The following is a 24,761-nucleotide window of genomic DNA, read 5'->3' as shown; positions in this document are numbered from 1 at the left end:
GGCCAGGACCGTCACCGCGGCGATCCCGCCGCCGCGTCGGCGGGATCGCCGCGGTGACGGTCCTGGCCGGGCTCGGCGCCGTGGGCGCCGTCCAGCTCGACCGGCCCGCCAGCCGGCCGGCTCCGGCACCGCCGGTCCTCGCGGCGTCCCCGGACGGGACCGCGTCGGCAACCCAGGGCTCCCCGGTCACCTGCGCGGCGTCGTGGTTGCCGCGGCCCATCGGCGGTCCGGTCGCCGTGGCGAACAGCGTCGACCCCACCGGGCGGTACATCGTCGGCGACATCGGCAGCGGGCAGGAGGACGGGCGGGTCGTGCTCTGGACCGACGGGCGGGCAGCCGTCCTGCCTACCGGCGCGCGGCACGCGGCCGCGGTCAACGCCGGCGGCGACGTGGTCGGCACCGATGGCGACGGCACCGGCTGGGTCTACCGGGACGGGAGGCTGCGTTCGCTGGCCACACCGCCCGGCTACCACGCGGTCCTCGTGCACGCGGTCAACGGCCGGGGCGACATCGCCGGTACGGCCAGCGGAGCCGGCGACTCGCACCACGCCGTCCTGTGGTCGGCGGACCGCCCGCAGGAGTACCGGCTGATCGGCCGGCCGGGCTCCGCCGCGACCGGGATCACCGAGGACGGCACGGTCGTCGGCGCGATGGGCCAACTGCCCTACCGGTGGACGCCACAGGGCACCGGGACGGCGCTCACGGTGCCCGACGGCTACCCGCGCGCCTCGATCGACTCGGCGCGCGGCGAATGGGCGGTCGGCAGCGTTCCCGGCCCCAAGGAGGGCGGCGCGGTGCGGATGCTGCCGGTACGTTGGAATCTCACGACCGGGGCGGTGAGCCTGCTGCCGTTTCCGGGGACGAGCGGGATCGCCGGCAACGGCGACCTGCTGGTCGGCGACGGCGCGCCGCTGATCGTCGCCCCGGACGGCACGTCCCGCCGGTTGCCGGGCCGGCCCGAGGTCCGGGCGACCGAGGCGGGCACGTACACGGCCAACGGGATCAGCGACGACGGTCTGACCGTGGTCGGCGCCGTCTATGAGAAGCAGGTGTACCGGCCGCTGGTGTGGCGTTGCCACCGCTGAGGGAGGGTGCATGGCACTGGGACGTGTGCTCGTTGTCGGTCTCGATCCCGTCCGGATCCCGGGCTGGGATCCGGAGCCGGTCGTATCGGCCATCGCACGTGGTCAGGCCCGTTTCGCCGATCATGGAATCGAGGCAGACCTGTGCCTGGTGGTCCCCGACGAGGACGCCGAGGGCGCGATCGTCCAGGCGCTGACCCGGAAGGACTACGCGTGCGTGGTGGTCGGGGGCGGGATCCGCAAGCATGAGCCGCTCCTGGAGCTCTTCGAGAAGGTGGTCAACCTTGTTCGGCAGCATGCTCCCGGCGCGGCCATCGCGTTCAACAGCACCCCCGAGGACACTGCCGACGCCGCACTGCGGTGGCTGCGGTAGGACTCGCGGTTGCTCGACCCGTCCCGGCGCGGTGTCCCTCAGACCAGGAGACGTTCCCGCATCGTCGCGCCCGGATTGATGCCACCCACCGCCCGGGGACCGGTCGGATCGTGCACGTCCAGGGTGTTGTTGCGGCGCATCAGCTCGCGGACCGGAGGTGGCAGCCGGGGCGGGTCGTCCATGGCCGCGAGGACCTGCCCGGCGCTCAAGATCAGTCGATCCGCGAGGGCGGCGGCGTCGGTGTCCACCCGCACCCGGCCGTACTCCCAGCCGGCGGTGGTGAGGTCGAGCACCTCGAACACGCGGGTCAGGAGCGGGTTCGGGTCGGTCACCCGGTCGAGCCGACGCGCCCGGTCGCCGACCACCGTGACGGCGGCGGCCACCTGAGCGTACGGGTGAAAGCCGCACGGCAGCGCGAACAGCGGCCACCGCAGGGCCCCGCCGGCTTCCCTCCACAGCGGCCGGTAGTTCCGGCGGTGCACCAGGAGCCGCCGGCCCGTCCGGCGGTGAAACTCCTGAGCCTGGGCCTGCAGGTCGGCGTAGGCCTCGTCGGCGACCTGGCTCACGATGCGAGCCGCCACCACCAGGCCGTCGTCGCTGTCCAGCAATGCGGTGATCGCCTCGACCTGCTCGGGAAACCCGATCCGCGCGTGGGCGCCGTACCGCTGCTGGACATCCCGCAGCAGCGCCTGCTGCCGTGCGGGATCGAGCTGGACCCGCCCGCCGCCCAGCAATCGCCGCAGCCAACGCATTTTGCCTCGTTTCAGCAGAGCCGTCCCGGACCGCGGCAATGCTAGTGCGTCGGACCACCCTCGTCTGGCAACGGGGTGGCCGAGCCGCCGCTGACCTTGCGAAAGCCGCCTATTCTGCGTTCCGCGCGACGCTGGATGCCGAGGGCCGGCTGGTCAGTTTCGTGATCCCAGCCGCCAGCGGGTTGCCGAACGCGTCCCTTCGTTACAGCGATTTCGGTGCGGCTGTCGACGTCCTGCGGCCGCACGGAGCGGTCGCCGCCCCGGACGCCCGGTATCCCCAGCTCGGCATGGGCGGCTGAGACCGGTCGGCTCGCCGGCTGTCGACGTACCCGTCGCTGATGGGGCGGAGGCCTGGAGTTCGAGATCGCGATCAGCTTCCGCTGATTCTCGCCGGGTCCCTCAATCCCACACTCCCGAGCAGCATTTAGTGAGGTCTGTCTATATTGACGTTCTTCGTTGACGGCGACAGGATCTCGGCACCACCACCGTGATCCCCCTGGGAGGCGCCATGACCCGTCCCCGCCTGCCGATCCTGAGGGCGGCAGCCCGGTTGGCCGCACTCGCCGTGGCCACCGTCGGCGTGCTGCTCACCGTCGCCACACCCGCCAACGCCGCCGTGCCCGCCGGCCGCTACGTCGCGCTGGGCGACTCGTACACCGCCGGCCCGCTGATCCCCACCCAGGTCGACCTGAACTGCCTCCGGTCCAACCGCAACTATCCGTCGCTGGTGACCGCGTCCGCCGGCTCGTCGTCGTTCGCCGACGTGAGCTGCTCCGGCGCCACCACGGACGACATCCTCTACGGTGGCAGCGGCCAGTTGGGCATCGCCGTGCCACCGCAGCTCAACGCGGTCACGTCGAACACGGCACTGGTGACGGTGCAGATCGGCGGCAACGACATCGGCTTCTCCGGAATCATCAGCGACTGCGCGGAGGCAAGCCTCAGCAGCCCGCTCGGATCGCCGTGCAAGAACCGGTACACCGCCGGTGGCACCGACCAGTTGCAGGCCCGGGTCGCCGCCGCCGCGCCGAAGGTGACCGCCGTCCTGCGGGCGGTCCGCCAGGCCGCCCCGAGCGCGCGGGTCGTGGTGCTCGGGTACCCGGCGATCCTGCCGGACACCGGATACGGCTGCTGGCCCGTCGTCCCGATCGCCTACCAGGACGTGCCGTACCTGCGCGAAATCGCGAAGTCGCTCAACGCGATGCTGGCCAGCGCCGCGACGGCGAACGGCGCCACCTACGCCGACGTCTACACCCCGTCGATCGGCCGCGACGCGTGCAAGGGCAGTGGCACGCGGTGGGTCGAAGGCCTGGTGCCGCAGAATTCGGCCGCCCCGTTCCACCCGAACGCCCGGGGCGAGCAGGGCATGGCCAGCGCGCTGCTCGCGACGCTGAACAGCTGACCGGGCCCGCGTTCGGTTGAGTCGGCCCCGTCGCGCAGCGGCGGGGCCCGATTCACCGCCAGTGCCTTCGACGAGGCTCCCTCGGAAGAGGGAGCGGCTCACTGCTCCCGTGTGGCACGGTGGTTCATGCCCTTGAGCACGTATCACCTCAGAGCTTCGATCGCCGTGTCCGACATACGAGAGGCGGTCGCGTTCTATGAAGGCAAACTGCGCCTACAGGCGCTGCGGTCCGGCCCCAGCGCCACCATCGCCGACGGCAGCCGCGTCTACGGTTCTGGTGGCGGACCGGCGCTGAATGTGTACCAGTCGGTCACGGCCGGGACGACCTCGGCGACACTGGCGACGTGGTACGTCGACGACATCGACCAGATCGTCGACGAGCTCTCCTCGTCCGGCGTCGAGTTCGTCCGCTACCCCCAGTTCGAACACGACGCCAAGGGAATCACTGCTCGGGCCGGCGGTGGACGCATCGCGTGGTTCCAGGATCCGGACGGCAACACCTTCGCCCTCGAAGCCGACGTCTGAGTCCCCCAGGGGATGCGGTGACGCTGGTGGCAGGCGCCACAGGATGGCCGACAGTCCCGGCCGGTGGCTCGGGGGACCAGGTGACTTCGGTAGTTTCCTGTCATGAGTGACGACACCTTCCGCTCGGTCGAGATCGAGCGCACCAGCGTTGGCAACTACGTCGCGCGAAATGTCCGTGGCGGGTCGTTGTCGATGGGCGCGGGAGCGGACGCCAGCTTTACGCCGGTGGAACTGCTTCTGGCTGCCATCGCCGGCTGCACCGCGGTAGACGTCGACCACATCACCAGCCGCCGCGCCGAGCCGACACAGTTCTCCGTAGCCGTCACCGGCGACAAGATCCGGGACGAGGCCGGAGGAAATCGGATGCAGAACATCAGGGTCGAGTTCGCCGTGACGTTCCCGGCGGGCGCGGACGGCGACCGGGCGCGTGAGGCGCTACCCCGCTCGTTGCAGCAGTCCCACGAACGACTGTGCACCGTCTCCCGTACCGTCGAACTTGGCACTCCCGTCTCGATCGTCGAGGCTGCCGGACCCGCCAGCGACTGAGGTATCCGGTCGGAGCCTGGAGACCCGCTCGTAGCTGCGCCAACTCGTTAATGCCTTGTTGCCTTCCGGGGCGGTGCCTACTGTCTGCTGATGCATTCGCGACTGCTGGCAGTGACCGTCGAGGCGCAAGACCCGGCTCGTCCGGCAGAGTTCTGGGCCGCTCTGCTCGGCCGCGAGATCATCGAGGATGCCCTCGGTGCGTTCCTGCCGGGCGATGACACCCAGCTGGGCCTTCGGTTCGTTCCGGGTCGCGGGGGCCAACTCGGGGCGGACCGCATGCACCTGCACCTGACCAGCGCCGATCCTGACCAGCAGCAGCACACGGTGGCGATGGCGCTGAGGCTTGGTGGCCGCCACCTCGACGTCGGGCAGCGACCTGAGGAGGAGCACGTCGTCCTGGCCGACCCGGCGGGCTACGCGTTCTGCGTGATCGAGCACGGCAACGCCTACCTCGCCGGGTGCGGCCCGCTCGGTGAGCTCGCCTGTGACGGCACCCGGGAAGTCGGCCTGTTCTGGAGCGAGGCGCTGGGCTGGCCGCTGGTGTGGGACCAGGACGAGGAGACCGCGATCCAGTCACCGCGCGGCGGCACCAAGGTCGCCTGGGGAGGCCCACCCGTGGCCCCGAAGAAGGAGCCGAACCGGCAGCGCTTCGAGCTCATCCCGGCCGCCGGCGACCAGCAGGCGGCGGTGGACGAGCTTGTCTCCCTCGGGGCCACTCGGCTCGAGATCGATGAGCCCGGCGCGGTCACGCTGGCAGATCCGGACGGCAACGAGTTCCACGTCCGGGGGCCGGCTGCCGGCGGTACGGGTCAGCGAAGCCGGTGACCATCGCCGACCTGACCGGGGACGTACACGACCACTGACTGTCCGGCGGTCACCGCCTCGGGTGACTCAGCGAGGCCGGCGTGCCGACGTCCAGCCCTGCTGTTGCAGCCGTTCGATGCCGTCCAGAAGCAGGTCCAGCGCGAACTCGAACTCGAACTGGTCGTCACAGCCCTGCCCCAGGACGGACGCGTCGTCGTGGGACGCCGCCATGGCGATTTCCGCGACGTGCGGGAATCGGGCCGCGACCTCGGGAGGCATGGCCGCCGGCGGGTCCGGGGTGGTCGCGCCGGACCGCCCGGCCTGCCGGGCGGCGTCGAACAGTTCCTGGCTGAAGCCCAGGATCCGGCTGCCCATCGCGTGCATCACGTGGTGCGCGAGGTCGACGGAGAAACCGCCGGCCCGGAACGTCCCGATCATCGCGTCGAGGTAGGCCAGGATGGCCGGCGTCGCCATGTTCCGGGACTCGATCGCGAGCGGCGCCCAGGGGTGGCGCTGCAGCACCCGCCGCGCCGAGAGGATGCGCTGACGGACCGCGTGCTTCCAGTCGGCGTCGGGCACGGGCGGATCGATCTCGCCGACGACCACGTCGATCATGCCGTCGAGCAGTTCGTCCTTGTTGGCGACGTGCTTGTAGAGGGCCATCGGCACGACGCCCAGGTCCTGAGCGAGGTTGCGCATGCTGAGGGACTCGATCCCGGTCCCGTCGGCGAGCGCGACGGCGGCGTGCAGGACGCGTTCCCTGCTCAGCGGTGCCCGGCGCAGCGTCTCAGCCTGCTCAGCCATCTCGCTCCTCATCATTCGGCGGCCGAATGAACCATAAACCTCTTGACAGGTGTACGGCGTACACCTACCGTCTGTTCCATAGGGTGTACGCCGTACACCGGGGGAGGGGTGAAGGATGAAGGCGATCGTTCAGGACCGCTACGGCCCGCCGGAGACACTCACGCTCGCGGACGTGGACCCGCCGGTGCCCGCCGCCCACGAAGTGCTCGTGCGGGTGGAGGCCGCCGCGCTCAACGCGTACGACTGGCATGTGATGCGTGGCGATCCACGGATGGCGCGGTTGGCAATGGGCCGGTCGAGGCCCCGGGCGCGCGTCCGTGGCCGCGACTTCGCCGGCCGGGTCGAGGCCGTCGGCGCCCACGTTCGACAGGTGCGCCCGGGCGACGCCGTCTTCGGCGACCTCGGCGACGCCAACGGCGCTTTCGCGGAGTACGTGTGCGTGCCCGAGGCTCTGGTCGCGGCGCAGCCGGCGAACCTGACGCCGCAACAGGCGGCCGCCCTGCCGCTGGCCGGCATCACCGCGCTCATGGGACTGTGCGAGGTCGGGCAGGTCGCGCCCGGCCACCGCGTCCTCATCAACGGCGCGTCCGGCGGCGTCGGCACCCTGGCGGTCCAACTGGCCAAGGCGCTGGGGGCGACCGTGACCGGCGTGTGCAGCACCCGCAACGTCGATCTGGTCCGTTCCCTTGGCGCCGACCACATCGTCGACTACACCCGGGACGACTTCGCCCGCGACACCCGCCGCTACGACGTCGTGTTCGACCTGGTCGGCAACCGCGCACTCACCGCACTCCGGCGGGTGCTGACTCCGACCGGGACGCTGGTGCTCTCCGGCGGCGGCGTGTACCGCGGCGGCAGCCTCGTCGGACCGATGGGGCTCATCGTGCGTGGGCGGCTGCTGGCGCCCTTCGTCCGGCACCGCATCGTCATCCTTGCGGCGGCGCCGGGCCGGCAGCACCTCGACACGCTTCGCGCCCACGCGGAAACCGGCCGCCTCACCCCGGTCATCGACCGAACCTATCCGCTCCACGAGGTGCCCCGGGCCATGCGATACCTCGAAGGTGAACACGCGCGGGCGAAGGTCGTCATCACCGTCTGATCTGCCCCACGGGCCGCCGGCCCGCCACCGCGCTGGCCGCCTGACCTGCTGATCGTCCCGCGCTGACGGTCAAGCCGGGCACGCCGCCGACCGGTGCCGCCGGTGCTGGACGCGCTGGCGCGAACGGAGCACCGATCGGGTGGCGCGTCCGCGTCAGCACGTTCACCGCCGGAAGACGTCAGGCCACGGACCTGTCGGTCCTCGCCGCCTCGAGCAGCGCGGCGAGTGGCCGAGGCAGGGCGTCCCGGCCCGTTGCCGCCTCGGTGAGCAGTCGTGCGTAGCGCAGGTTGCGGCGCGCGCCGCTGCGCAGGAACCGCCACATCTGCCGCTCGGGCTGCTGGCCGCGCCAGGCGGGTTGATTCTGCAACGAGCGGAACGACCCCAGGTCGCCCTGCGAGTCGAACAGGGCCTCGACCTCCACGGCGCCCACGGCACGGATCAGTTCCTCTTCGAGGTCGTCGACGCAGACGTGAAACCCGAGGCGTGCCAGGTCGGCGCGACTGTCCGGCGAACCGACCTGGGCGGCGACCAGTGCGCGCCGAAAGACCTCCTGCTCACGCACGTCGTACAGGCCAGCGAGGCGTACCTGAGCGGTCAGCGGGCCCAACTCGGTCAGGAAGCGACCGATCGCGTGCGCCCCACCGATCGGCACGATCACGACGTGCTCCGCGTCGAGATCCCGGCCGCGGCCGATGGCGGCCGTTTCCAACGCGATCTGGTCGCTGAGACCCTCGACCAGGACCAGGGCCGCGGCATCGTCGATCTTCCCCCGGGCCCTGGCCGTCGCCCGGGTCGTGGCGTCCTGGCCACTCTCGTAGCCCTCGAGCGCCCTGCGGGCGAGCTCGCGACGTTGGGCGAGATCCATGGCGGGTCCGGTCGGCTGGTGATGGTCGGGCGGGTCGTGGCCATCATCGTCGAGGCGCACGGCGGCGACAACCGGATAAGGAAGGCCGGGCGACGTCGGGTGCTTGAGATCGAGGAGTCCGGGGTACCGGAAGTTGTATGCCGAATGTGGGGCAACTCGTCGGAGACCGTTACCGCCTGGTGGAGAGCATCGCCAGCGGCGGTATGGGTGACGTGTGGCGGGCGGTTGACGAAACCCTGGACCGCTGCGTGGCCGTCAAGATGCTGCACCCCCGACTGGTCACCGACGCCGGCTTCGGCGAGCGGTTCCGCCGCGAGGCGCGCGCGATGGCGGCCCTGCGTCACCCGGGCGTCGCCCAGGTCTACGACTACGGCGAGATGCCCCGGCCCGGAGCGCCGGCCCTCGCCTACATCGTGATGGAGTGCGTGCAGGGACAGTCCCTGTCGGAACGGATCGCCGAGGTCGGTCAGCTGGACGTGGCCGAGACGATGTCGATCGCCGCACAGACCGCCCGCGCTCTGCAGGCCGCGCACGACGCCGGGGTCGTGCACCGTGATGTCAAGCCCAACAATCTGATCATCGAGCCCGACGGGCATGTCGTACTCGTCGACTTCGGTGTCGCCGTCACGCAGGAGGCGGCGAGCCTGACCGGGACGAACCAGGTCGTCGGCACCGCCCTGTACATGGCACCCGAACAGGTCTCCAGGAACGAGACCACACCGGCGATCGACATTTACGCGCTGGGAGCCGTCGTCCACCACTGCCTCGCCGGTGAGCCCCCGTACCAGGGTGACAACGCCGTCGCGGTGGCGCTGCGGCACCTCGAAGAGGAACCGCCGCCGCTGCCCGAGCACGTCCCGGCGGAGGTACGCCAGCTGGTGGCCACTGCGATGGCCAAGGAGCCCACGCACCGGTTCCCGACGGCGGCGGCCATGGCCACCGCGGCGCAGGCCGTCGCGGACGCGTCCGACGAGCGGACGCGGACCGCTGACTGGCCGACCTCGATCGGGTCGCGAACCGTGCGACCGCCCGCCACACGCTCGGCCCTCGGCGGTGCGTTGACCGGGGCCGCCACTCCTGGGCACGCAACGCTCGCGGTGCTTCTCGGATCGTTGGCCGCCGTGGCTGCCGTCCTGGTGTTCGCTGATCCCACCGGGATGATGCCCGGCCCGGCCGGGCCACCGTCGGCGCCCCCGGCGGTCCCGCCTTCGGTGTCGACATCGGCGCCGCCGGCGCAGGACAGGCCCGGCCCTGGCGTCGGTGGCGGCGAGCCGGCCACCCACGGGTCTGCCGGTCTGCCGGTCCGGGCGCCCGGATCCCCGACTCCGACGACCACCACCACCCGTCCAGCACCCGGGACGACGACGGGCCCACCGGCGCCGTCCGGCGGAAGCAGTGCGGATACGCCCGAGCCGACCACCTCTGCGAGCGCCCCCCAGGAACCGACGGCAGCTCCGACGGGCGGAACGACGGCGGAGCCGACTGAGGAACCAACGGGGGAGCCGACGGAGGAACCGACAGACGACCCGGCGGAGGAACCGACGGCGAACCCGACCGAGGAACCAACGGCGGAGCAGTCGGCAGCCGGAGGGACCGCATAGCCGACGACGGCGTGGCCGCAGCGCCGAGTGTGGCGCGGCGGCCTCGGCCGCCGCGCCACGGGTGCGGGTTTGCGGAGTTGAACGGGGTCAGCCGGTTCGGCAGGTGACCGTCGGCCAGGTCCAGTTGCCGTTGGCCATGATCGTCACCCCGAAGTTGTTGCCGTTGCCGTTCGGTCTGGCGGTGACCGTTCCGCTCGTGCCGCTGACGGAGGCGTTCCAGCTGTTCTGGATACTCTGGCCGCCGCCCAGACCGAGCGTGACGACCCAGCTGTTGGTGCCGCTGACCGCGACGTTGAGGTTGAATCGATCGCCCCACTGCTGGCCGGCGGACAGCGTCGCGGTGCAGTTGCCGCCTCCGGGCGGGTTGCCGGTGGTGGGCCCGGGGCCGGGGTTGCCGCTCCCGCCTTCCCGGACGGTGATGTCGGAGCTGCCGCTGCTCTGGTAGCCCTCGGTGGCCATGATCTGGTAGCTGTGGTTGCTGCCGAGGTTCAAACCGGCGCGGGCCCAGGCGTCGAAGTGGTTGGCGGTGGTGATGGTGCCGCCGGTGCGCTTCTGCTGGCGGACGCTCCAGTACTGGTAGAACGTCGCGATGCCGTCGATGGACGGCTGGTTGACCCGCTGGGTGCGGTAGAGGTCGTAGGTGCCGCCGTCGGTGGTGACGGAGCCGACCCGGGTGGCGCCGGTGCTCGGGTTGTAGGTGCCGAAGTTCTCCACGACGTAGTACTCGATGAGCGGGTTCCGCGTCCATCCGTAGAGGGCGAGGTAGCTGTTGCCGTTCGGGCTGTAGCTGCCCGAGTAGCTGATCGTCCTGCGGCTGCCGGTGGCCCAGCCCTTGCCGCCGACCCAGTTGTTGGTGCCGCTGCCCCACTGGCTGGAGTACCGGCCGTCGGCGCGCAACGTCATGCTGGCGTTGCCGCTGTCCTTCCAGAACGAGAAGAAGAACCCGTTGTGTGTCCCGGTGGCGTTCGAGCTGACGGTCCGATCGGCCTCGGCGTACGCGTTGGTGGCCAGCGCCGTGCTGCCGATGGCCACCACCGCGGCGCACGCGGCGCCGAGGAGCAACCGCATGCGGCCGCGCCCTCTCGGTCTGGTGGGTGTGTGGTGCATGTCGTCCATGTGCTTGCTTCCTCCTCGTGACGGCTGGCGGAGGCCAGCAGTGCGGTACGACCCGGCGGCCGGTCGGCGGCCAGGCGACGGCCGCCGGACATCGACGTCGTACCGCGCGGTGGTGGTGGTTGGCCGGTCGTCCTGCACGACGACCGGGAGGAGTGGGTCGCGGTGGGTGGCATCGACGGTGATCGAACCCCGTCGATGGCGACCGTATTGACACCCTCGTCGAGTTGTCAACAATTTCCGGAAACCTTGTGGAAGCCCCGGCTGTGTCGGCGAGGTATGGGTGGGGGAGCGTTCATCCTGCCCAGCAGCATGAGCTGATCGAGCGAGAGTCCGGGTGACCCATGGGATCCTCGGTCGAAGGACCAGAATCAGCGTAGGCGCGCCATCGGAACTTCCGGATGCTTCCGGAGCCCAACCGGGAGGGCAGGCAGACGGTGTGGCACCGTCGACTTCCGACAGGGGTGGCCGTCTGTTTCTCTGCGGCAGCTGGCGCCGCCGAGTGCCGTGGCGTCAGGCCATCAGGACAGGTGGGCCGCCGGGTCGGGGGGCGGGCCGCCGCCGTAGCCAGGGCCCCCGGGCGCGACCCGGGCTCCGCTTGCGCTCGGCCGTCGATCGGCGGACGACGAGACGTACCGGCAGGTCTCCGCGTACACCGGGTTGCTGATGTCGGGGATGACGAGCGCGATCATGTGCGTACGCGACGTCGTGAGGGCGCGTGCCAGAGGGTTCGTGCGGTAGCCGAGCCGCTCGGCGACCGCCCGCCCGCACAGCCGTGGCGCCCACGTCGACCCGAGAATGACACGACGTCCTGGCCGCATGCCGACATGGTCGAGTGGCGTTCGACGGGCGGGCAAGCGGTTGCGCGCAGTTGTCGTCGCGTCGCTGGATGGCCCGGCGGTCGACGAGGCCGTCTCCCGTGGTGGGAGACGGCCCGTGCCGTGCGCGGAGCTGCCTGCTTCGTGCGGGACCTTCAGACCGGGTACTGGACCGAGTTGCGTGCCACACTCAGGGCGGCGGCCCACCAGGCGAGCTGGTCCAGCAGAGTTTTGGCATATCCGGGCGCTGCGGCGTCCAGCGGCCGCCCCTCCTCCCACGTGGCGCGGTAGAGCGGGAACGCCAGACCATCGCGGACCGTCACGGCGTGCAGTTCGGTGAGCACGTTCTCCAGGTGCAGGACAGCGTGACGACCGCCGGCTGCCCCGCCGTAGCTGACGAAGGCGACCGGCTTGGCCGTCCACTGGGTGTAATGCCAGTCGATGGCCGCTTTCAGGGACGCCGGGTAGCTGTGGTTGTACTCCGGCGTGACGATGATGAACGCGTCCGCGTTCGCCAGTTGGGACGTCAAGGGCGCCATGCCGTGCGGGCGCGGGTACGAGTCGCCAGCGAACTTCGGTGAGACTGCCGGCAACGACAACGGGATCTCGAAGTCGGCGAGATCGACGACGTCGATGTCGAAACCGTCGTGCTCGCGCGCCTGGTCGGCGATCCAGGAGGCGACGACAGGCCCGAATCGGCCCTCGCGGACGCTCCCGACAATGATGGCCAACTTGTGCTTCTCACTCATGCGGGCCACGGTCCATCGTTTCGAGGATGGCAACCAGACCGGGCTCAGGCTGGCCCCCGTGGGGCCACCCTGCGGGCTCGTTGAGCTGGGGATGTCGCCGTAGGCTCTGGGCATGAGCACGCCGCTGGGCGACTTCATCCGCGCCAAGCGCGACAGCATCCAGCCAGAGTCGTTCGGGTTGCCCGTTCATGGCCGCCGCAGGTCTCCGGGACTACGACGCTCCGACCTCGCAGCACGAGCGGGAGTGAGCGTCGAATATCTCACCCGCATCGAGCAGGGACGAGACCGCAACCCGTCCCCCGCCGTGGTCAATGCACTCGCGGACGCACTGAGCCTCGATGCGGTCGAACGCGATCACCTGCGCCACCTCGCCAAGATCACCGGCGGAGCGTGCGCGGGGCGCGGGCGGCCGGTGCCACCCAACCGTCATGTCCGGCCGACGGTGTTGCAGACCCTCGAACTTCTTGAGCCCGGCATCGCCTTCGTCACCAACCGCCTGGGCGACGTGCTCGCGTACACGAGTGCGTTCGAGGTTCTGATGCGGGGGATCGGGCTGCTCGAGAGCCGAGCGCCGAACCTGACGCGTTACGTGTTCACCGATCCGCGCGCCCGGACGATCTTCCCCGACTGGGAGCAGGTGGCCGACGAACGAGCCTTCGACCTGTGGCTCGGGCCGTCCGCGGAGACCTCCGAGTGGTTCCGGGCTGAGCTGACCCCCCTGGCCGGGGCGGAGTTCACCCGACGACTCAACCGTCACCTGCCCCCACGGCCCGTCCCGTTTCGGCTCAACCATCCCACTGCGGAACAGCTCCAGTGGCAGCGGGAGAAGCTTGAGTTGCCCCGGACCGACGCGCAGGAGCTGGTCGTCCTCCTGCCGACCGATGACGCGACGGCACGGGCGGTGGATCGGCTGCGCCGCCAGCCCGATCGCATGCTTCGCGCGGTCAACTAGTTCACGGCGAGCGCTACGGTGTCCCCTTTTCCGCACGCTCGGCGTGCATCTCGCCCGGGGTCACGGGGCGACCAGGGACGTTGATGCACAACTGTCCCGGCTCGGCACCGCAGACAGGGCAGGGGCGGTACGCCTCGACGGGCCCTGGATCGAGGCCCCTCGCCTGGGCCGCTCGGACGATGTCCTCGGCCGCGTGGTGCAGCTCGGGGTCCCGATGTCTGACGGCAGCCTCGTGGATCCGCTGGAGTGCACGTCGCGCCACCTCTCCGGGGTCAGGCATCCAACCGACCTTCCCAGCGCGCTCGCCGTCACACGTACCCGCCCGGGCGCGCGCCGGCCGCTGCCGTTGTGCGGCCGTCCCGTTGGACGCCCCGCCGAGCGGCCGGGATCGGCGCGGCGAAGGGGAGCGCGCGCCAACCGAAGCGGGAATTTTGTCCGCGCCACAGTGCCATCTGGCAGCGTTTACGCTGAAACCGAGAAAGGCGGGTCATGATCGTTACGTGTTGCCGGGCCCTGGCCCCTTCGCTGTCCGTGCTCGACCGATGAGCGCGATCGCGTTCCTCAACATCGCCATGCACGGGCACGTCAACCCGACGCTGCCGGTCGTGGCCGAGCTTGTTCGTCGGGGCCACTCCGTCACCTACCACACGCCGCCCGCGTACGCGGAGGAGATCGCGACCACCGGCGCGCGGGTGATTCCCTACGTCGGGGACGACATACCGCTCTCCGGCCCGCCGACGCCCGTCACGGTGATGGAGCAGCTCGCACGCACCGCCGTACGCGTTCTACCCGCCGTCCTCACCGATCTGCGCAATGCCGGGTCGGAGCTGGTCGTGCACGACTCCCTCTGCCTGTGGGGGCCGGTGGTCGCCCGGGAACTCGACGTGCCGGCGGCTTCGTCGTTCACCACGTTCGCATTCAACCGATACGTGCCCAGCCCCACCCACGGCTCCTGGGAGCTGCTCGCCGCGGCGGCGGTCAAGCCCCGCCCCACCGCGGGGTACCTGAAATCGCGCTGGGAGCTGCACCGCCGGTACGACACGGATGCGGTGCCCCTGATCGACCTGGCGAACATCCGCCAGCCGCTGAACCTGGTCTACACCTCGCGGGCGTTCCACCCCGAGGCCGACAGTTTTGACCAGTCCTACCGGTTCGTCGGGCCGAGCATCGGCGCCCGCCCAGCCGACTCGTCGTTCCCGCTGGAGCGGCTGCGGGACCCGGTGCTCTACGCCTCGCTGGGCACGGTGTTCGCCGCCGACCAGCGGCTGCTGCGCACCTTCGCCAACGCGCTCGCCCCGCTCGGCGGCACGGTGGTCGTCTCCACCGGATCCACCGATCCCGCCACGCTCGGTCCGCTGCCGGCCAACGTGATCGCCCACCGCTCGGTGCCGCAGCTGGAAGTCCTGTCCCGCGCGGCGCTGTTCATCACCCACGGCGGGGTGAACAGCGTCAACGAGGCCCTGTACGAGGGCGTCCCGATGCTGGTGATCCCGCAGGGCGCGGACCAGTCGTTGGTGGCGTCGCGCATCGTCGAGCTCGGTGCTGGCCTCGCGATCCGCACCGAGAATGTCACGGTGGAGGCCCTGCGCGGTTCCGCCCAGCGCCTGCTCGACGAGCCCGGATTCCGGGCCGCCGCGAGCACCCTGCGGATCGCCCAGCGAGAGGCGGGCGGCTATCGGCGCGCCGCCGACGAACTCGAGCGCTACGTGCGGCAGGCCCGCTCGTTCGCCCAGCCGGTCTCTGCCGACCTGCCGTCGCAGGGCTGACCGATGTCCCCTGTCGTGGCCATCATGCTGCTGTTCGCCGGGCTGTCCGAGGCCGTCGGGCGCCTCCTGCCCGTGGTGGCACGCCTGTCCGGCGTGTCGCACACCAAGGTGTTCGTGATGGTGCTGGCCGGCGCCGTGGTCGACGGCGCGGTCTTCGCGCTCTGGCCACTGTCCGCCTGGACCCTCGCCGAGCTGGTGCTGCCGGCCGCATCGCCCGATCAGGCCGCGCTGGCCTGGACACCGGGCCTGGCCGCCCCGCTGCTGCTTGCCGCAGTCCTCGCGTTCCCGCTGCTCGGGCCGCTACTGCACCTGCTCCTCATGGTGGGAGTGGGGACGGGCCTCGCCACCGCCCTGGCCACGGTGGCCGGGGTCGGCTGGTGGGAATCCGCCGGCTGTGTAGCCGTCGCGGGCGTCGGCCTGGGCGTCGCCGTCGAGGGCATCCGCCGCCTGGTCGTGCGGCTCAACACGACAAGGGCGCCGGAGCTGTTTCCGTGATCGAACTCGCGCTCCTGCTGCTGCTCGGCGGGATCGGCCCGGTCCTGCTCGCCGAAGCTCTGCTCGCCCGCTACGAGGTGGTGGTCTACGCCGCGGGCTGGCGGAGCCCGACCGCCGCGCGCCCCGAGGGCATGCCTCCCGCCCGAGGCGCGGAAGTGGACCGCCCCCCGGCCGCGTACCTGGTCTATCTGGACGGTATCGGGAAACGCCGGTTCCACGACACCCGCGACGGCGGCCGACTGGTCAAGGCACTGATCGCCGGAGCGCCGGAGCTCAGGGTGCTGGGCCAGGTGCAGCCCTACTCGCCGCTGGCGCTGCCGCTCGCCAACCGTCCGGTGTGGGTATGGCTGCGCCGCCGCATCGGTCTGGTGCTGTTCCTGCACAACGTGATGCAGACCTTCGTCGCCGCCGACCGCCGCTACCGCCCCCTGTACAACCGCGCCGTCGGCTCGCAGATCGCCACTCAGCTCCGGCTCGCCGGCTATCAACGGGACAGCGGAATCCCGGTGGTGATGCTCAGTTACAGCGGTGGCGCCCAGGTCGCCACCGGTGCGGTGGACGAACTGTGGTCCCAGCTGCGCCCCCCGCTCTGGCTGATCACTCTCGGCGGTTTCCACAACGGCGCCAACGACATCAGCCACGCCCAGCACCTCGACCAGCTCACGAGCGCCGGCGATCGGATCGAGCGGGTCGGCACCTGGATGTTCCCGCAGCGGTGGCGGCTGTTCCGCCGCAGCGGATGGAACCGGGCCGACCGTGCCGGGAAGATCACGGTGCACCGCCTCGACCCGGCCACCCACGTCGGTCCGCGCAGCTACATCAGCCCGCAGGCCCGGCTACCCGATGGCCGTACCCACCTCGACCGGACCGCGGACACCGTGATCGCGCTGATCCGGGATCGCCTCGGCGCGACCGCGCAGAACGACGGCCCGGTGCCCTGAACGGACGAGGCCGCTGTCAAGGTCATCCTCCGTCGTCCCTCCTCAATCGGTCGAACAGGCGTCAGGTGTACGGTCGCGGCACTCCGCTCGCACATCGCCACTGGTCGTGTGCGGAGCGCATGCACGGGTAAGGCGCAGCATGCATCTGGGTGTACGGGGCGCCGCCGATGATCGGCTCGTTCAACGGCTCAAGGTGCGAGAGCGGGCGGTCCGGGTGTACGGCGGAGGCATCGTGGCCCTCCAGGCGGGCATCGCCGCGATAGCCGCCTGGCTGCTGTCGCACGAACTGACCGGCAACCCCAACCCGGTGTTTGCTCCGCTCGCCGCGGTCGGGACCTTGGCCGTGTCCGTGGGACAGCGCGTACGCCGGATCGTCGAGCTGGTCGTGGGTGTGGCGCTGGGAGTGCTGGTCGGTAGTGCGCTGCTCTCGGTCATCGGCACCGGACCCTGGCAGCTCGGCCTCGTCGTCGTCCTGTCGATCCTCACAGCCTTCGCGCTCAGCAGTCGGGCTGCGGTGGTGATCCAGACGGCGAGTACCGCGGTACTGATCACCACCTTGGGGCAGCAGACCACGAACGTGGAACTCACCCGGTTCGTCGACGCGCTGCTCGGCGGTGCCGTCGCACTGGCCACGGCGATCCTCCTGCCGGTGAACCCCTTGCGAGTGGTGCGGCGCGCCGCCGGACCGGCGCTGCGAACGCTCGTCGAACAACTGACGGAAACGGCAGAGGCGTTGTGCGAGCGCGACATCGAGCGGGCGATCCTCGCCCGGACCCGACTGCGCGGCAACCAGGAGGAACTTCGGGTCCTGCGGGAGGCGGTGGCGGGCGCACGGGAGGTTACCCGGCTGTCTCCGTTGTCCTGGCGGTACCGGCACGGCGTGCTGAGTCACTACGCCCGGACCGCCGAGCCGTTGGAGAGGGCGATGGGCAGCAGCGGGACACTGATCCGTCGCGCCGTCACGGTCATCGAGGACAAGGAGCCGGTGCCGGCAGCGATGATCGACGCGGTTCGCGGCCTTGCGGAGGCGGTGCGGACCCTTCACGACGAGTTCGCGGCTCGAAGCGAGCCACACGAAGCGCAGGCGAAGGCCCTGCAGGCCGTTCACCGAGCCGGCGCGGCGTACAAGAATGACATTGGTTTCTCCGGGACCGTCGTCCTGGCCCAGATCCGCACCACCGCCAGCGACCTGCTCGTCGCGTCCGGCCTCTCGCAGGCGGACGCCAACGAGCGGGTCCGGTGCGCCTTCGGTGGGCTGCCGGACCCGTCGTGACGATCCCGGCACGGTGCGACGGGCGACCGGCGCCGACCGTCCGAACCTGCGGCGGCGCTGACCACCCTCGTCGGGTACGGCATCGACGCGGTGCCGGCCGTCGAGTACGTTACCGGCGAGTACGGCTGGCGATGGTGGACGACGGGGAGGCCGCGTGGCCGGGAAACACCGTTCGTGGTGGGGCTGGGGACACGTCGAGGACGCGGTGACCGGCGCGGAGGCCACGGCGTTGGCGGACCGGGTGCGTACTCTGCTGCCCGAGGCCGACCTGACCGAGCACGTCGCGCCCCCGGTGACCGAGCTGGGCCTGCGCCCGCCACGGGTCGATCCGCCGGCGTCACTCGCCCGACTGTGCTCGACGGACGTGGCCGACCGGGCGGCGCACAGCCACGGCAAGGCGTTCCGGGACGTCGTGCGCAACCTGCACGGGGAGGTCCACGACCCGCCGGACCTGGTGGTCCGACCGGTGACCGAGCAGGACGTCGTCGACGTGCTCGACTGGTGCGCCGGCCGCGACATCGCGGTGCTCCCGTACGGCGGCGGCTCGTCCGTGGTCGGCGGTGTGGAGGCGCGGCTCGACGACACCTATCCCGCGGCGGTCAGTCTCGACCTCGGGCGCCTCGACCGGGTGCTGGAGGTGGACCCGACCAGCCGGGCGGCCCGCATCCAGGCCGGCGTGTTCGGCCCGGCGCTGGAGGACCAGCTCCGACGGCACGACCTCACGCTGCGGCATTTTCCGCAGTCGTTCGAGTTCTCCACCCTGGGCGGCTGGTTGGCCACCCGCGCCGGCGGTCACTACGCCACCGTCCTGACCCACATCGACGACCTGGTGGAGTCCATGCGGGTGGTGACCCCGGCGGGCACCAGCGAGTCACGCCGCCTGCCCGGCTCCGGCGCCGGGCCGTCCCCCGACCGGCTGTTCCTCGGCTCGGAGGGCGCGCTCGGCGTCATCACCGAGGCGTGGATGCGGATTCAGGACCGGCCCCGCTGGCGGGCGGACGCCTCGGTGCACTTCACCGACTACGACCGCGCGGTCGCCGCCACCCGGGCCATCGCCCAGTCCGGTCTGCATCCGAGCAACTGCCGGCTGCTCGATCCGATGGAGGCGCTTCTCAACGCCGGCACCGCCACCACCGGCGGTGTGCTCGTCCTGGGGTTCGAGTCCGCCGACCATCCGGTCACACCGTGCCTGGACCGCGCCGTCGAGCTGTGCCGCGACCACGGGGGAACCCTGCCGGAGGCATCCCGCACGCACACCTCGTCCGGCCCGCGACAGCGGACCGCCGCGGACGCCTGGCGGTCGGCGTTCCTCCGGATGCCGTACCAACGCGACGCGCTCGCCGCCCGGTCGATGATCGTGGAAACGTTCGAGACCGCCTGCACCTGGGACCGATTCCCCGCCCTGCGCGCCGCCGTGCTCGACGCGGCCGGCGAGGCGCTGCGCGCCGTCGCCGCGACCGGTGTGGTCACCTGCCGCTTCACGCACGTCTACCCGGACGGCCCCGCCCCCTATTTCGGCGTGTACGCCACCGGCCGCTGGGGCGCCACCCTCGCCCAGTGGGACCAGATCAAGCAGGCCGTCTCCGAGGCGCTGCTCGCGGCCGGCGGCACCATCACCCACCACCACGCCGTCGGCCGTGACCACCGACCGTGGTACGACCGGCAGCGTCCCGACCCGGTCGCGCTCGCACTGCGCGCCGCCAAGAGCGCGCTCGACCCGTCCTGGATCCTCAACCCGGGCGTCCTCGTCGACCGGACTCCGAAGATCAGGGTTCGTCGGCCGGGCGGGGGTGCCGAACGATCGCCAACGGGGCGTGCGAGTGGTGTAGCACCGCGTGGCTGACCGAACCGAGCAGCAGCCCGCCCAGCGCGCCGCGGCCGTGCGCGCCGACGACCACCAGCTGCGCTGCTCTTGACTCCTCCACCAGGACCCGGGCCGGGGAGCCGCGGACCAGTTGGTGCCGCACCGGCACGTCCGGGTAGCGCTCAGACCACCCGGCCACCGTCTCGGCGAGAATGCGCTCCTCCTCGGAGGCGAGGGCATCCAGGTCGTGGACCGAGGTCAGTGTGTCGCCCGGGCCGATCGAGGTGGGGTGGAGCCCGGCGTGCACCGTGACCAGCGGAGCGTCCCGACGGGCGGCCTCCTCGAACGCGAACCCGACCGCCTCGGTGGACAGTTCCGAGCCGTCCACGCCCACCACAACCGGGCCGTCGGCCCGCGGCTCACCGCGTACCACCAGCACCGGGCTCTGCGCACGGGCCGAGACCTGCACGGTGACCGAGCCGATGAGCAGGCCGGCGAGGCCGCCCAGACCACGGTGACCCAGTACCACCAGCGCCGCCTCCCGGGACTTGTCCAGCAGCACCGGAGTCGGCGCGCCGACCACCAGCTCGCCGGTTGCCGGCACCTCGGGGGAAACCTTGCGGGCCTCGGCGACGGCCTCGGCAACGTACCGCTCGGCCTGGTGGCGCAGGCCGGCGTCGGCCGGAGCGCCCGGCGCCGCGGTGAGCGGCGCGCGGGTCAGCGGCCAGATGAAGGCGTGCACGACCCGCAGCGGACGCTGCCGGTACGCCGCCTCCCGGGACGCCACCCGAACCGCGTCCAGTGCGGCCGCGGAACCGTCCACACCAACCACGACGGGTGCACCGCTGTTGATGGTCATCCGATCCTCCTTCGTCATCCTCGGCCCACCCCCAGGACAGCGGGCGGTCGTGGCGGTTGTCGCCGAACGCGGGGCCAGAGTGCGGGGCCGAGGCGTACCGGCCTCGCCCGGCGGGAAGCCGATGACCACGGTCACCGCCTGCGCTCCGGCCGGGATGAACGACGGCTCGGCCTCCCGCAACCGCGCCGGCGGGTTACCTGCCGGACCCGGTCCGGTCCAGCCAGTCGGCGTACGTCATCGTCCCGAGGATCGCCTCGCCCTTCGGTACCAGACTCCGCTCGCTCAGCTCCGAGCCGAAGTAGCGCGCGTGCGGGTCGGTGACCACCTCACGCGGATCACCCAGAGCAGCCAGGGCGGCTCGGAAGAACTCGTCCATCCAAAGCCGCTCGGGCCCGGCCACCTCGACCCGCCCGTTCAACGGTGACCCCAGCACCACCCGGACGAGCGCCTGCGCCACCTCTTCGCCAGCCATGGGCTGGAAGAGCACCGGTGCCATCCGGACCTTGTCACCGTCGGCGCCGCCGTCGGCGATTCCCTTGACGAACTCGAAGAACTGCGTCGCGTGCACGATCGAGAACGGGATCGACGAGTCCGCGATCAGCTTCTCCTGCGCGGCCTTCGCCCGGAAGTAGCCGTTCTCGGGCAGGCGCTCGGTCCCCACGATCGACAGCGCCACGTGGTGTTGCACGCCGGCCGCCGCCTCCGCCGCGAGCTGATTGCGGGTGGAGGTCGTGAAGAACTCCAGCACCGCGCTGTCCTCCCACGAGGGGGCGTTCGACACGTCGACCACCACGGACGCCCCGGCCAACACCTCGGCAAGGCCCTCGCCGGTGAGGGTGTTGACGCCGGTGTTCGGCGCCGCCGGCACCGCTTCGTGGCCGTGCTCGCCGAGCTTCGCCACGACCTTCGACCCGATCAGGCCGGTGCCGCCGATTACTACGATCTTCATGAGAAACCCTCCTTCTGGCCGGGGCGTCGGTTGCCGTCCGGTCACCAGCTAAGACCGGGAACCCCCCGGCGCTGTGACACCTTCGCCAAATGTCCCCGAACCTGCTGATCCACGGCGTCGGGCCCGCAGTTGCACGACCACGACCCGGCCGCCGAAGAAGCCGGCCACTCAGGCCGGAGTCTCCACGACCGCGTCCACGGCATCGAGGATCGACGCGGTCACGGCTTCGGGGTGCGAGACGCTGAGCGCGTGGGACGCCCCGGACACCTCGCGGACGCCCTGGGCGCCGGCCCGGTTCGCCATGAAGCGGTGCAGGGCGACCGGGATGGTGCGGTCCTCGTCGCTGAAGACGAACCACGACGGGATCGAGGTCCACGCCGGGACGTCCGTCGGCAGCCCCGCGGTGAGGGCGGTCTCCGTGACCGGGCGCTGGGTCGCGCACATCAGGGCGGCCCGCGCGGGCGGCACGTCGGCGGCGAACTGGTGGTGGAAGGCGTCCGGCCGGATGGCGAGTTCGTTGCCCCCGGTCGTGACCGGATACGCGGTCAACGCCTGGCCGAGGCTGCCTCCCGGGAACCTGTTCGACAGCTCGAACGCGGACTCGCCGTGATCGGGCGCGAATGCGCAGACGTAGACGAGGCCGGCCACCTTGTCGTTTCCGGCGGCGGCGTCCGTGATCACCATGCCGCCGTACGAGTGGCCGACGAGCACCACCGTTCCGTCGATCCCGGCAATCACGTCGCGCAGGTAGGCGGCGTCGCCCGACACGCTGCGCAGCGGGTTGGCCACCGCGACGACGTGGATGAACCGGTCCTGCAATCGCTCGACGACCCCGGACCAGCTCGCAGATTCGGCGAACGCGCCGTGTACGAGGACGACGGTCAGCTTCTGGTTGGTCATGGCTCTCCTGGTGAGTTCGGATGCCTCCACCAGCCGAGACAGCGCAGCCCCGGAATTTGTGACAGACGCGTGGTCGCCGTCACTGCCGGGTCCGGATGTTGGGAATTGCCGCAGGTCCGGCCGACGATGGGAGCAGCGGCAGTCGCGACGTGAGCACGCGGGCGAGGGACGGGGGAGCTGCGGTGAGTCAGGACACCGGGACGAGTGATCTCGAGGAGGCCGCTGCGGTCTTCACGAGCGTTCGGCCACGCCTGTTCGGGATCGCGTACCGCATGCTCAGCAGCGCCCCCGAGGCTGAGGATCTTGTCCAGGAGGTGTGGCTGCGGTGGCAGACGTGTGACCGCGGCGCCGTGGTCAACCCGGCCGCGTTCCTCGCGACGACGACGACCCGGCTGGCGATCAACGCGCTGCGGTCGGCGCGGGTGCGCCGCGAGACGTGCATCGAACCAGGGCTTCCGGAACCCGTCGACCCGGCTGCGGACCTGCACCTGGGGGTCGAGCGCAGCGAGGCCCTGGAACTCGCGGCCCTGCTGCTGTTGGAGAAGCTCACCCCCAACGGGCGCGCCGCGTATGTCCTCCGGGAGGCCTTCGACTACCCGTATGCGCAGATCGCCGGGATCCTGCAGTCGACCGAACCCGCGGTGCGCCAACTGGTCAGCCGGGCGCGCCGGGACATCGCGAGTGGGCGACGTACGCCGACGAGCGCGGCCGCGCACCGACGACTGCTGACCACGTTCGTCGCGGCCGCCCGCTCCGGCGACATGGCCGCGGTGGAACGGGCGGCCGCGATGACCGTACGACAGCGAGCGCGGTCGCGCAGCGTCGGCCGCTGACGGATCCACCGGGTTGCGCCGGCTCTCGCACGGACACTGCAAAAAACCTGCAAACGCTAATTCTTGCCTTCAGGGAAAACGCTTTCCTATGATTGCGGCACATCGATGTCTCATTCCTGAGCCGGGCGCGCACACATCGAGCAACGTCAGTGGTCGCATGCCGTATGCGCAGCGACATCACCACTGTTGCCAGGACGATGAGCATTCAAGAAAGTTTCCTGCATTGATTGCCGACAATTCCGGGCGGCCTGGAAGGACCGTGGGCTGACAGAGTGCGGTCGCGTCGACCGCCCCGGGCGCCGGCAATTCTCATTCGACTACGAAGGTGAGGCGTGATGAGGCGACCAGTCGCACTGCGACTTCAGGCAACACTGGCCACGGCGGCCGTCGGGATCGCCATCGGGGTGGCGCTGCCGACCCCCCAGGCGACGGCGGCGGTCGGCAGCGCCACCGGCTACGCCACCCAGAACGGCGGGACCACCGGCGGCGCGGGCGGGCAGACGGTGCGGGCGAGCACGGGGACCGCGATCCATGCGGCGCTGTGCGGTCGGCCCAGCAGCAGCACCCCGATCATCATCGAGGTCACGGGGACCATCAACCACGGCAACACCAGCAAGGTGTCGGGGTCGAGCTGCAACACCGCGGCCGGCGTGATCGAGCTCAAGCAGATCAGCAACGTCACGATCCTCGGGGTGGGCAGCGCCGTCTTCGACCAGCTCGGCATCCACATCCGCGACTCGAGCAACATCATCGTCCAGAACGTGACCGTCCGGAACGTCAAGAAGTCCGGCTCGCCCACCTCCAACGGTGGCGACGCCATCGGTATGGAGAGCACGGTCCGCAACGTCTGGGTCGATCACGTGACCCTGGAGGCCTCGGGTGGGGAGTCGGAGGGGTACGACGGCCTCTTCGACATGAAGGACAACACCCAGTACGTGACCCTGTCGTACAGCATTCTGCGCAACTCGGGTCGCGGTGGGCTCGTCGGTTCCAGCGAGAGTGACCTCTCGAACGGCTTCATCACCTACCACCACAACCTGTACGAGAACATCGATTCACGTACGCCGCTGCTGCGCGGCGGCACGGCCCACATCTACAACAACCACTACGTGAGCCTGCACGAGTCCGGCATCAACTCCCGGGCCGGGGCCAGGGCCAAGGTGGAGAACAACTACTTCCGAAACTCCAAGGACGTGTTGGGGACCTTCTACACCAACGAGCGCGGCTACTGGCAGGTCAGTGGCAACACCTTCGACAACGTGACCTGGTCCAGCGCCGGCAGCGAGAACTACCCCGCCGGCCCCAACCCGACGTCCAACACCACCGTCAGCATCCCGTACTCGTACAGCCTCGACGGCGCGAGCTGCGTGCCGGACATCGTCCGTCAGACGGTGGGTGCCAACACGGGTCTGAAGGTGTCGAACGGTAGCTGCTCGCCGCAGACCCCGCCGCCCAC

General features: G+C 70.9%; 24 protein-coding genes and 1 pseudogene. 16 read left to right on the top strand and 9 right to left on the bottom strand.

Translation table 11 applies throughout. The features are described from left to right. Positions 1-1,085, top strand: a pseudogene (locus EAD98_RS08405) (hypothetical protein); the annotation flags it as partial. 10 nt (positions 1,086-1,095) lie between these two features. After that, positions 1,096-1,455, top strand: coding sequence for a hypothetical protein (locus tag EAD98_RS08400; RefSeq protein ID WP_121653481.1), 360 nt, complete (start codon positions 1,096-1,098; stop codon positions 1,453-1,455). Between the two features lie 38 nt (positions 1,456-1,493). On the opposite strand, the gene EAD98_RS08395 is transcribed toward EAD98_RS08400, so the two are convergent. Continuing rightward, complete coding sequence (locus EAD98_RS08395) at positions 1,494-2,207, bottom strand: hypothetical protein (protein WP_121653480.1); 714 nt, start codon at positions 2,205-2,207, stop codon at positions 1,494-1,496. A gap of 508 nt (positions 2,208-2,715) precedes the next feature. Between EAD98_RS08395 and EAD98_RS08385 the strand changes: the two genes are divergently transcribed. The 4 genes from EAD98_RS08385 to EAD98_RS08370 all read left to right on the top strand — a co-directional run bounded on the left by EAD98_RS08385 (position 2,716) and on the right by EAD98_RS08370 (position 5,505). Beyond that, complete coding sequence (locus EAD98_RS08385; protein ID WP_121653486.1) at positions 2,716-3,609, top strand: SGNH/GDSL hydrolase family protein; 894 nt, start codon at positions 2,716-2,718, stop codon at positions 3,607-3,609. Between the two features lie 126 nt (positions 3,610-3,735). After that, on the top strand, positions 3,736-4,134 hold the full coding sequence (locus EAD98_RS08380; RefSeq protein ID WP_121653478.1) for a VOC family protein: 399 nt from the start codon (positions 3,736-3,738) through the stop codon (positions 4,132-4,134). A 102-nt stretch (positions 4,135-4,236) separates the two neighbouring features. Then, entirely contained in the window at positions 4,237-4,680 is a 444-nt protein-coding gene (locus tag EAD98_RS08375) for an OsmC family protein (protein ID WP_121653477.1), read from the top strand. A gap of 90 nt (positions 4,681-4,770) precedes the next feature. Then, the gene (locus EAD98_RS08370) at positions 4,771-5,505 is read left to right on the top strand and encodes a VOC family protein (protein WP_158609782.1); all 735 of its coding nucleotides are present in this window, start codon (positions 4,771-4,773) and stop codon (positions 5,503-5,505) included. Between the two features lie 66 nt (positions 5,506-5,571). On the opposite strand, the gene EAD98_RS08365 is transcribed toward EAD98_RS08370, so the two are convergent. Next, entirely contained in the window at positions 5,572-6,288 is a 717-nt protein-coding gene (locus EAD98_RS08365) for a TetR/AcrR family transcriptional regulator (RefSeq protein WP_121653475.1), read from the bottom strand. Between the two features lie 115 nt (positions 6,289-6,403). On the opposite strand from EAD98_RS08365, the gene EAD98_RS08360 reads away from it, so the two are divergent. Beyond that, positions 6,404-7,387, top strand: coding sequence for an NAD(P)-dependent alcohol dehydrogenase (locus EAD98_RS08360; protein ID WP_121653474.1), 984 nt, complete (start codon positions 6,404-6,406; stop codon positions 7,385-7,387). Between the two features lie 178 nt (positions 7,388-7,565). Here the strand turns inward: EAD98_RS08360 and EAD98_RS08355 are convergent, their stop codons facing one another. After that, on the bottom strand, positions 7,566-8,252 hold the full coding sequence (locus tag EAD98_RS08355; protein WP_121653473.1) for a TOPRIM nucleotidyl transferase/hydrolase domain-containing protein: 687 nt from the start codon (positions 8,250-8,252) through the stop codon (positions 7,566-7,568). 137 nt (positions 8,253-8,389) lie between these two features. On the opposite strand from EAD98_RS08355, the gene EAD98_RS31815 reads away from it, so the two are divergent. Next, positions 8,390-9,853 (top strand): serine/threonine-protein kinase, encoded by a 1,464-nt coding sequence (locus tag EAD98_RS31815; protein WP_121653472.1) that lies wholly within the window; start codon positions 8,390-8,392, stop codon positions 9,851-9,853. A gap of 87 nt (positions 9,854-9,940) precedes the next feature. On the opposite strand, the gene EAD98_RS08345 is transcribed toward EAD98_RS31815, so the two are convergent. The 3 genes from EAD98_RS08345 to EAD98_RS08335 all read right to left on the bottom strand — a co-directional run bounded on the left by EAD98_RS08345 (position 9,941) and on the right by EAD98_RS08335 (position 12,533). Beyond that, positions 9,941-10,921, bottom strand: coding sequence for a glycoside hydrolase family 11 protein (locus tag EAD98_RS08345; protein ID WP_158609781.1), 981 nt, complete (start codon positions 10,919-10,921; stop codon positions 9,941-9,943). A 566-nt stretch (positions 10,922-11,487) separates the two neighbouring features. Then, entirely contained in the window at positions 11,488-11,787 is a 300-nt protein-coding gene (locus tag EAD98_RS30890) for a hypothetical protein (protein ID WP_158609780.1), read from the bottom strand. A 152-nt stretch (positions 11,788-11,939) separates the two neighbouring features. Then, on the bottom strand, positions 11,940-12,533 hold the full coding sequence (locus EAD98_RS08335; protein WP_121653471.1) for an NADPH-dependent FMN reductase: 594 nt from the start codon (positions 12,531-12,533) through the stop codon (positions 11,940-11,942). A gap of 112 nt (positions 12,534-12,645) precedes the next feature. Between EAD98_RS08335 and EAD98_RS08330 the strand changes: the two genes are divergently transcribed. The 6 genes from EAD98_RS08330 (at position 12,646) to EAD98_RS08305 (ending at position 19,803) form a co-directional block, all read left to right on the top strand. Continuing rightward, positions 12,646-13,485: a helix-turn-helix domain-containing protein gene (locus EAD98_RS08330; RefSeq protein ID WP_121653470.1), complete on the top strand. Its 840-nt coding sequence runs from the start codon at positions 12,646-12,648 to the stop codon at positions 13,483-13,485. A 542-nt stretch (positions 13,486-14,027) separates the two neighbouring features. After that, positions 14,028-15,251, top strand: coding sequence for a macrolide family glycosyltransferase (locus EAD98_RS08325; RefSeq protein ID WP_121653469.1), 1,224 nt, complete (start codon positions 14,028-14,030; stop codon positions 15,249-15,251). A gap of 3 nt (positions 15,252-15,254) precedes the next feature. Further along, positions 15,255-15,746: a hypothetical protein gene (locus EAD98_RS08320; protein WP_121653468.1), complete on the top strand. Its 492-nt coding sequence runs from the start codon at positions 15,255-15,257 to the stop codon at positions 15,744-15,746. Then, positions 15,743-16,687 (top strand): hypothetical protein, encoded by a 945-nt coding sequence (locus EAD98_RS08315; protein WP_199723337.1) that lies wholly within the window; start codon positions 15,743-15,745, stop codon positions 16,685-16,687. Before EAD98_RS08320 ends, EAD98_RS08315 begins: the two co-directional genes overlap by 4 nt. A gap of 232 nt (positions 16,688-16,919) precedes the next feature. Next, the gene (locus tag EAD98_RS08310; RefSeq protein ID WP_158609779.1) at positions 16,920-17,960 is read left to right on the top strand and encodes an aromatic acid exporter family protein; all 1,041 of its coding nucleotides are present in this window, start codon (positions 16,920-16,922) and stop codon (positions 17,958-17,960) included. Positions 17,961-18,114: 154 nt separating this feature from the next. Then, entirely contained in the window at positions 18,115-19,803 is a 1,689-nt protein-coding gene (locus tag EAD98_RS08305; RefSeq protein WP_121653466.1) for an FAD-binding oxidoreductase, read from the top strand. Here the strand turns inward: EAD98_RS08305 and EAD98_RS08300 are convergent. From EAD98_RS08300 to EAD98_RS08290, 3 genes are all read right to left on the bottom strand, one after another. Next, complete coding sequence (locus EAD98_RS08300; protein WP_121653465.1) at positions 19,727-20,623, bottom strand: universal stress protein; 897 nt, start codon at positions 20,621-20,623, stop codon at positions 19,727-19,729. The genes EAD98_RS08305 and EAD98_RS08300 overlap by 77 nt on opposite strands. A gap of 193 nt (positions 20,624-20,816) precedes the next feature. Beyond that, entirely contained in the window at positions 20,817-21,572 is a 756-nt protein-coding gene (locus EAD98_RS08295; RefSeq protein WP_121653464.1) for an SDR family oxidoreductase, read from the bottom strand. A 168-nt stretch (positions 21,573-21,740) separates the two neighbouring features. Further along, positions 21,741-22,472, bottom strand: coding sequence for an alpha/beta fold hydrolase (locus EAD98_RS08290; protein ID WP_121653463.1), 732 nt, complete (start codon positions 22,470-22,472; stop codon positions 21,741-21,743). Between the two features lie 182 nt (positions 22,473-22,654). On the opposite strand from EAD98_RS08290, the gene EAD98_RS08285 reads away from it, so the two are divergent. Together EAD98_RS08285 and EAD98_RS08280 are read left to right on the top strand one after the other, a co-directional pair. After that, the gene (locus EAD98_RS08285; protein ID WP_233583758.1) at positions 22,655-23,305 is read left to right on the top strand and encodes a sigma-70 family RNA polymerase sigma factor; all 651 of its coding nucleotides are present in this window, start codon (positions 22,655-22,657) and stop codon (positions 23,303-23,305) included. Between the two features lie 335 nt (positions 23,306-23,640). Then, positions 23,641-24,761, top strand: a 1,121-nt coding sequence (locus EAD98_RS08280) for a polysaccharide lyase family 1 protein (protein ID WP_121653483.1), incomplete at its 3' end; no start/stop codon positions are given.

The organism is Micromonospora sp. CV4 (genome assembly GCF_003667455.1).
Classification (GTDB): domain Bacteria; phylum Actinomycetota; class Actinomycetes; order Mycobacteriales; family Micromonosporaceae; genus Micromonospora.
This window is presented reverse-complemented; position numbering and strand designations above follow the sequence as displayed.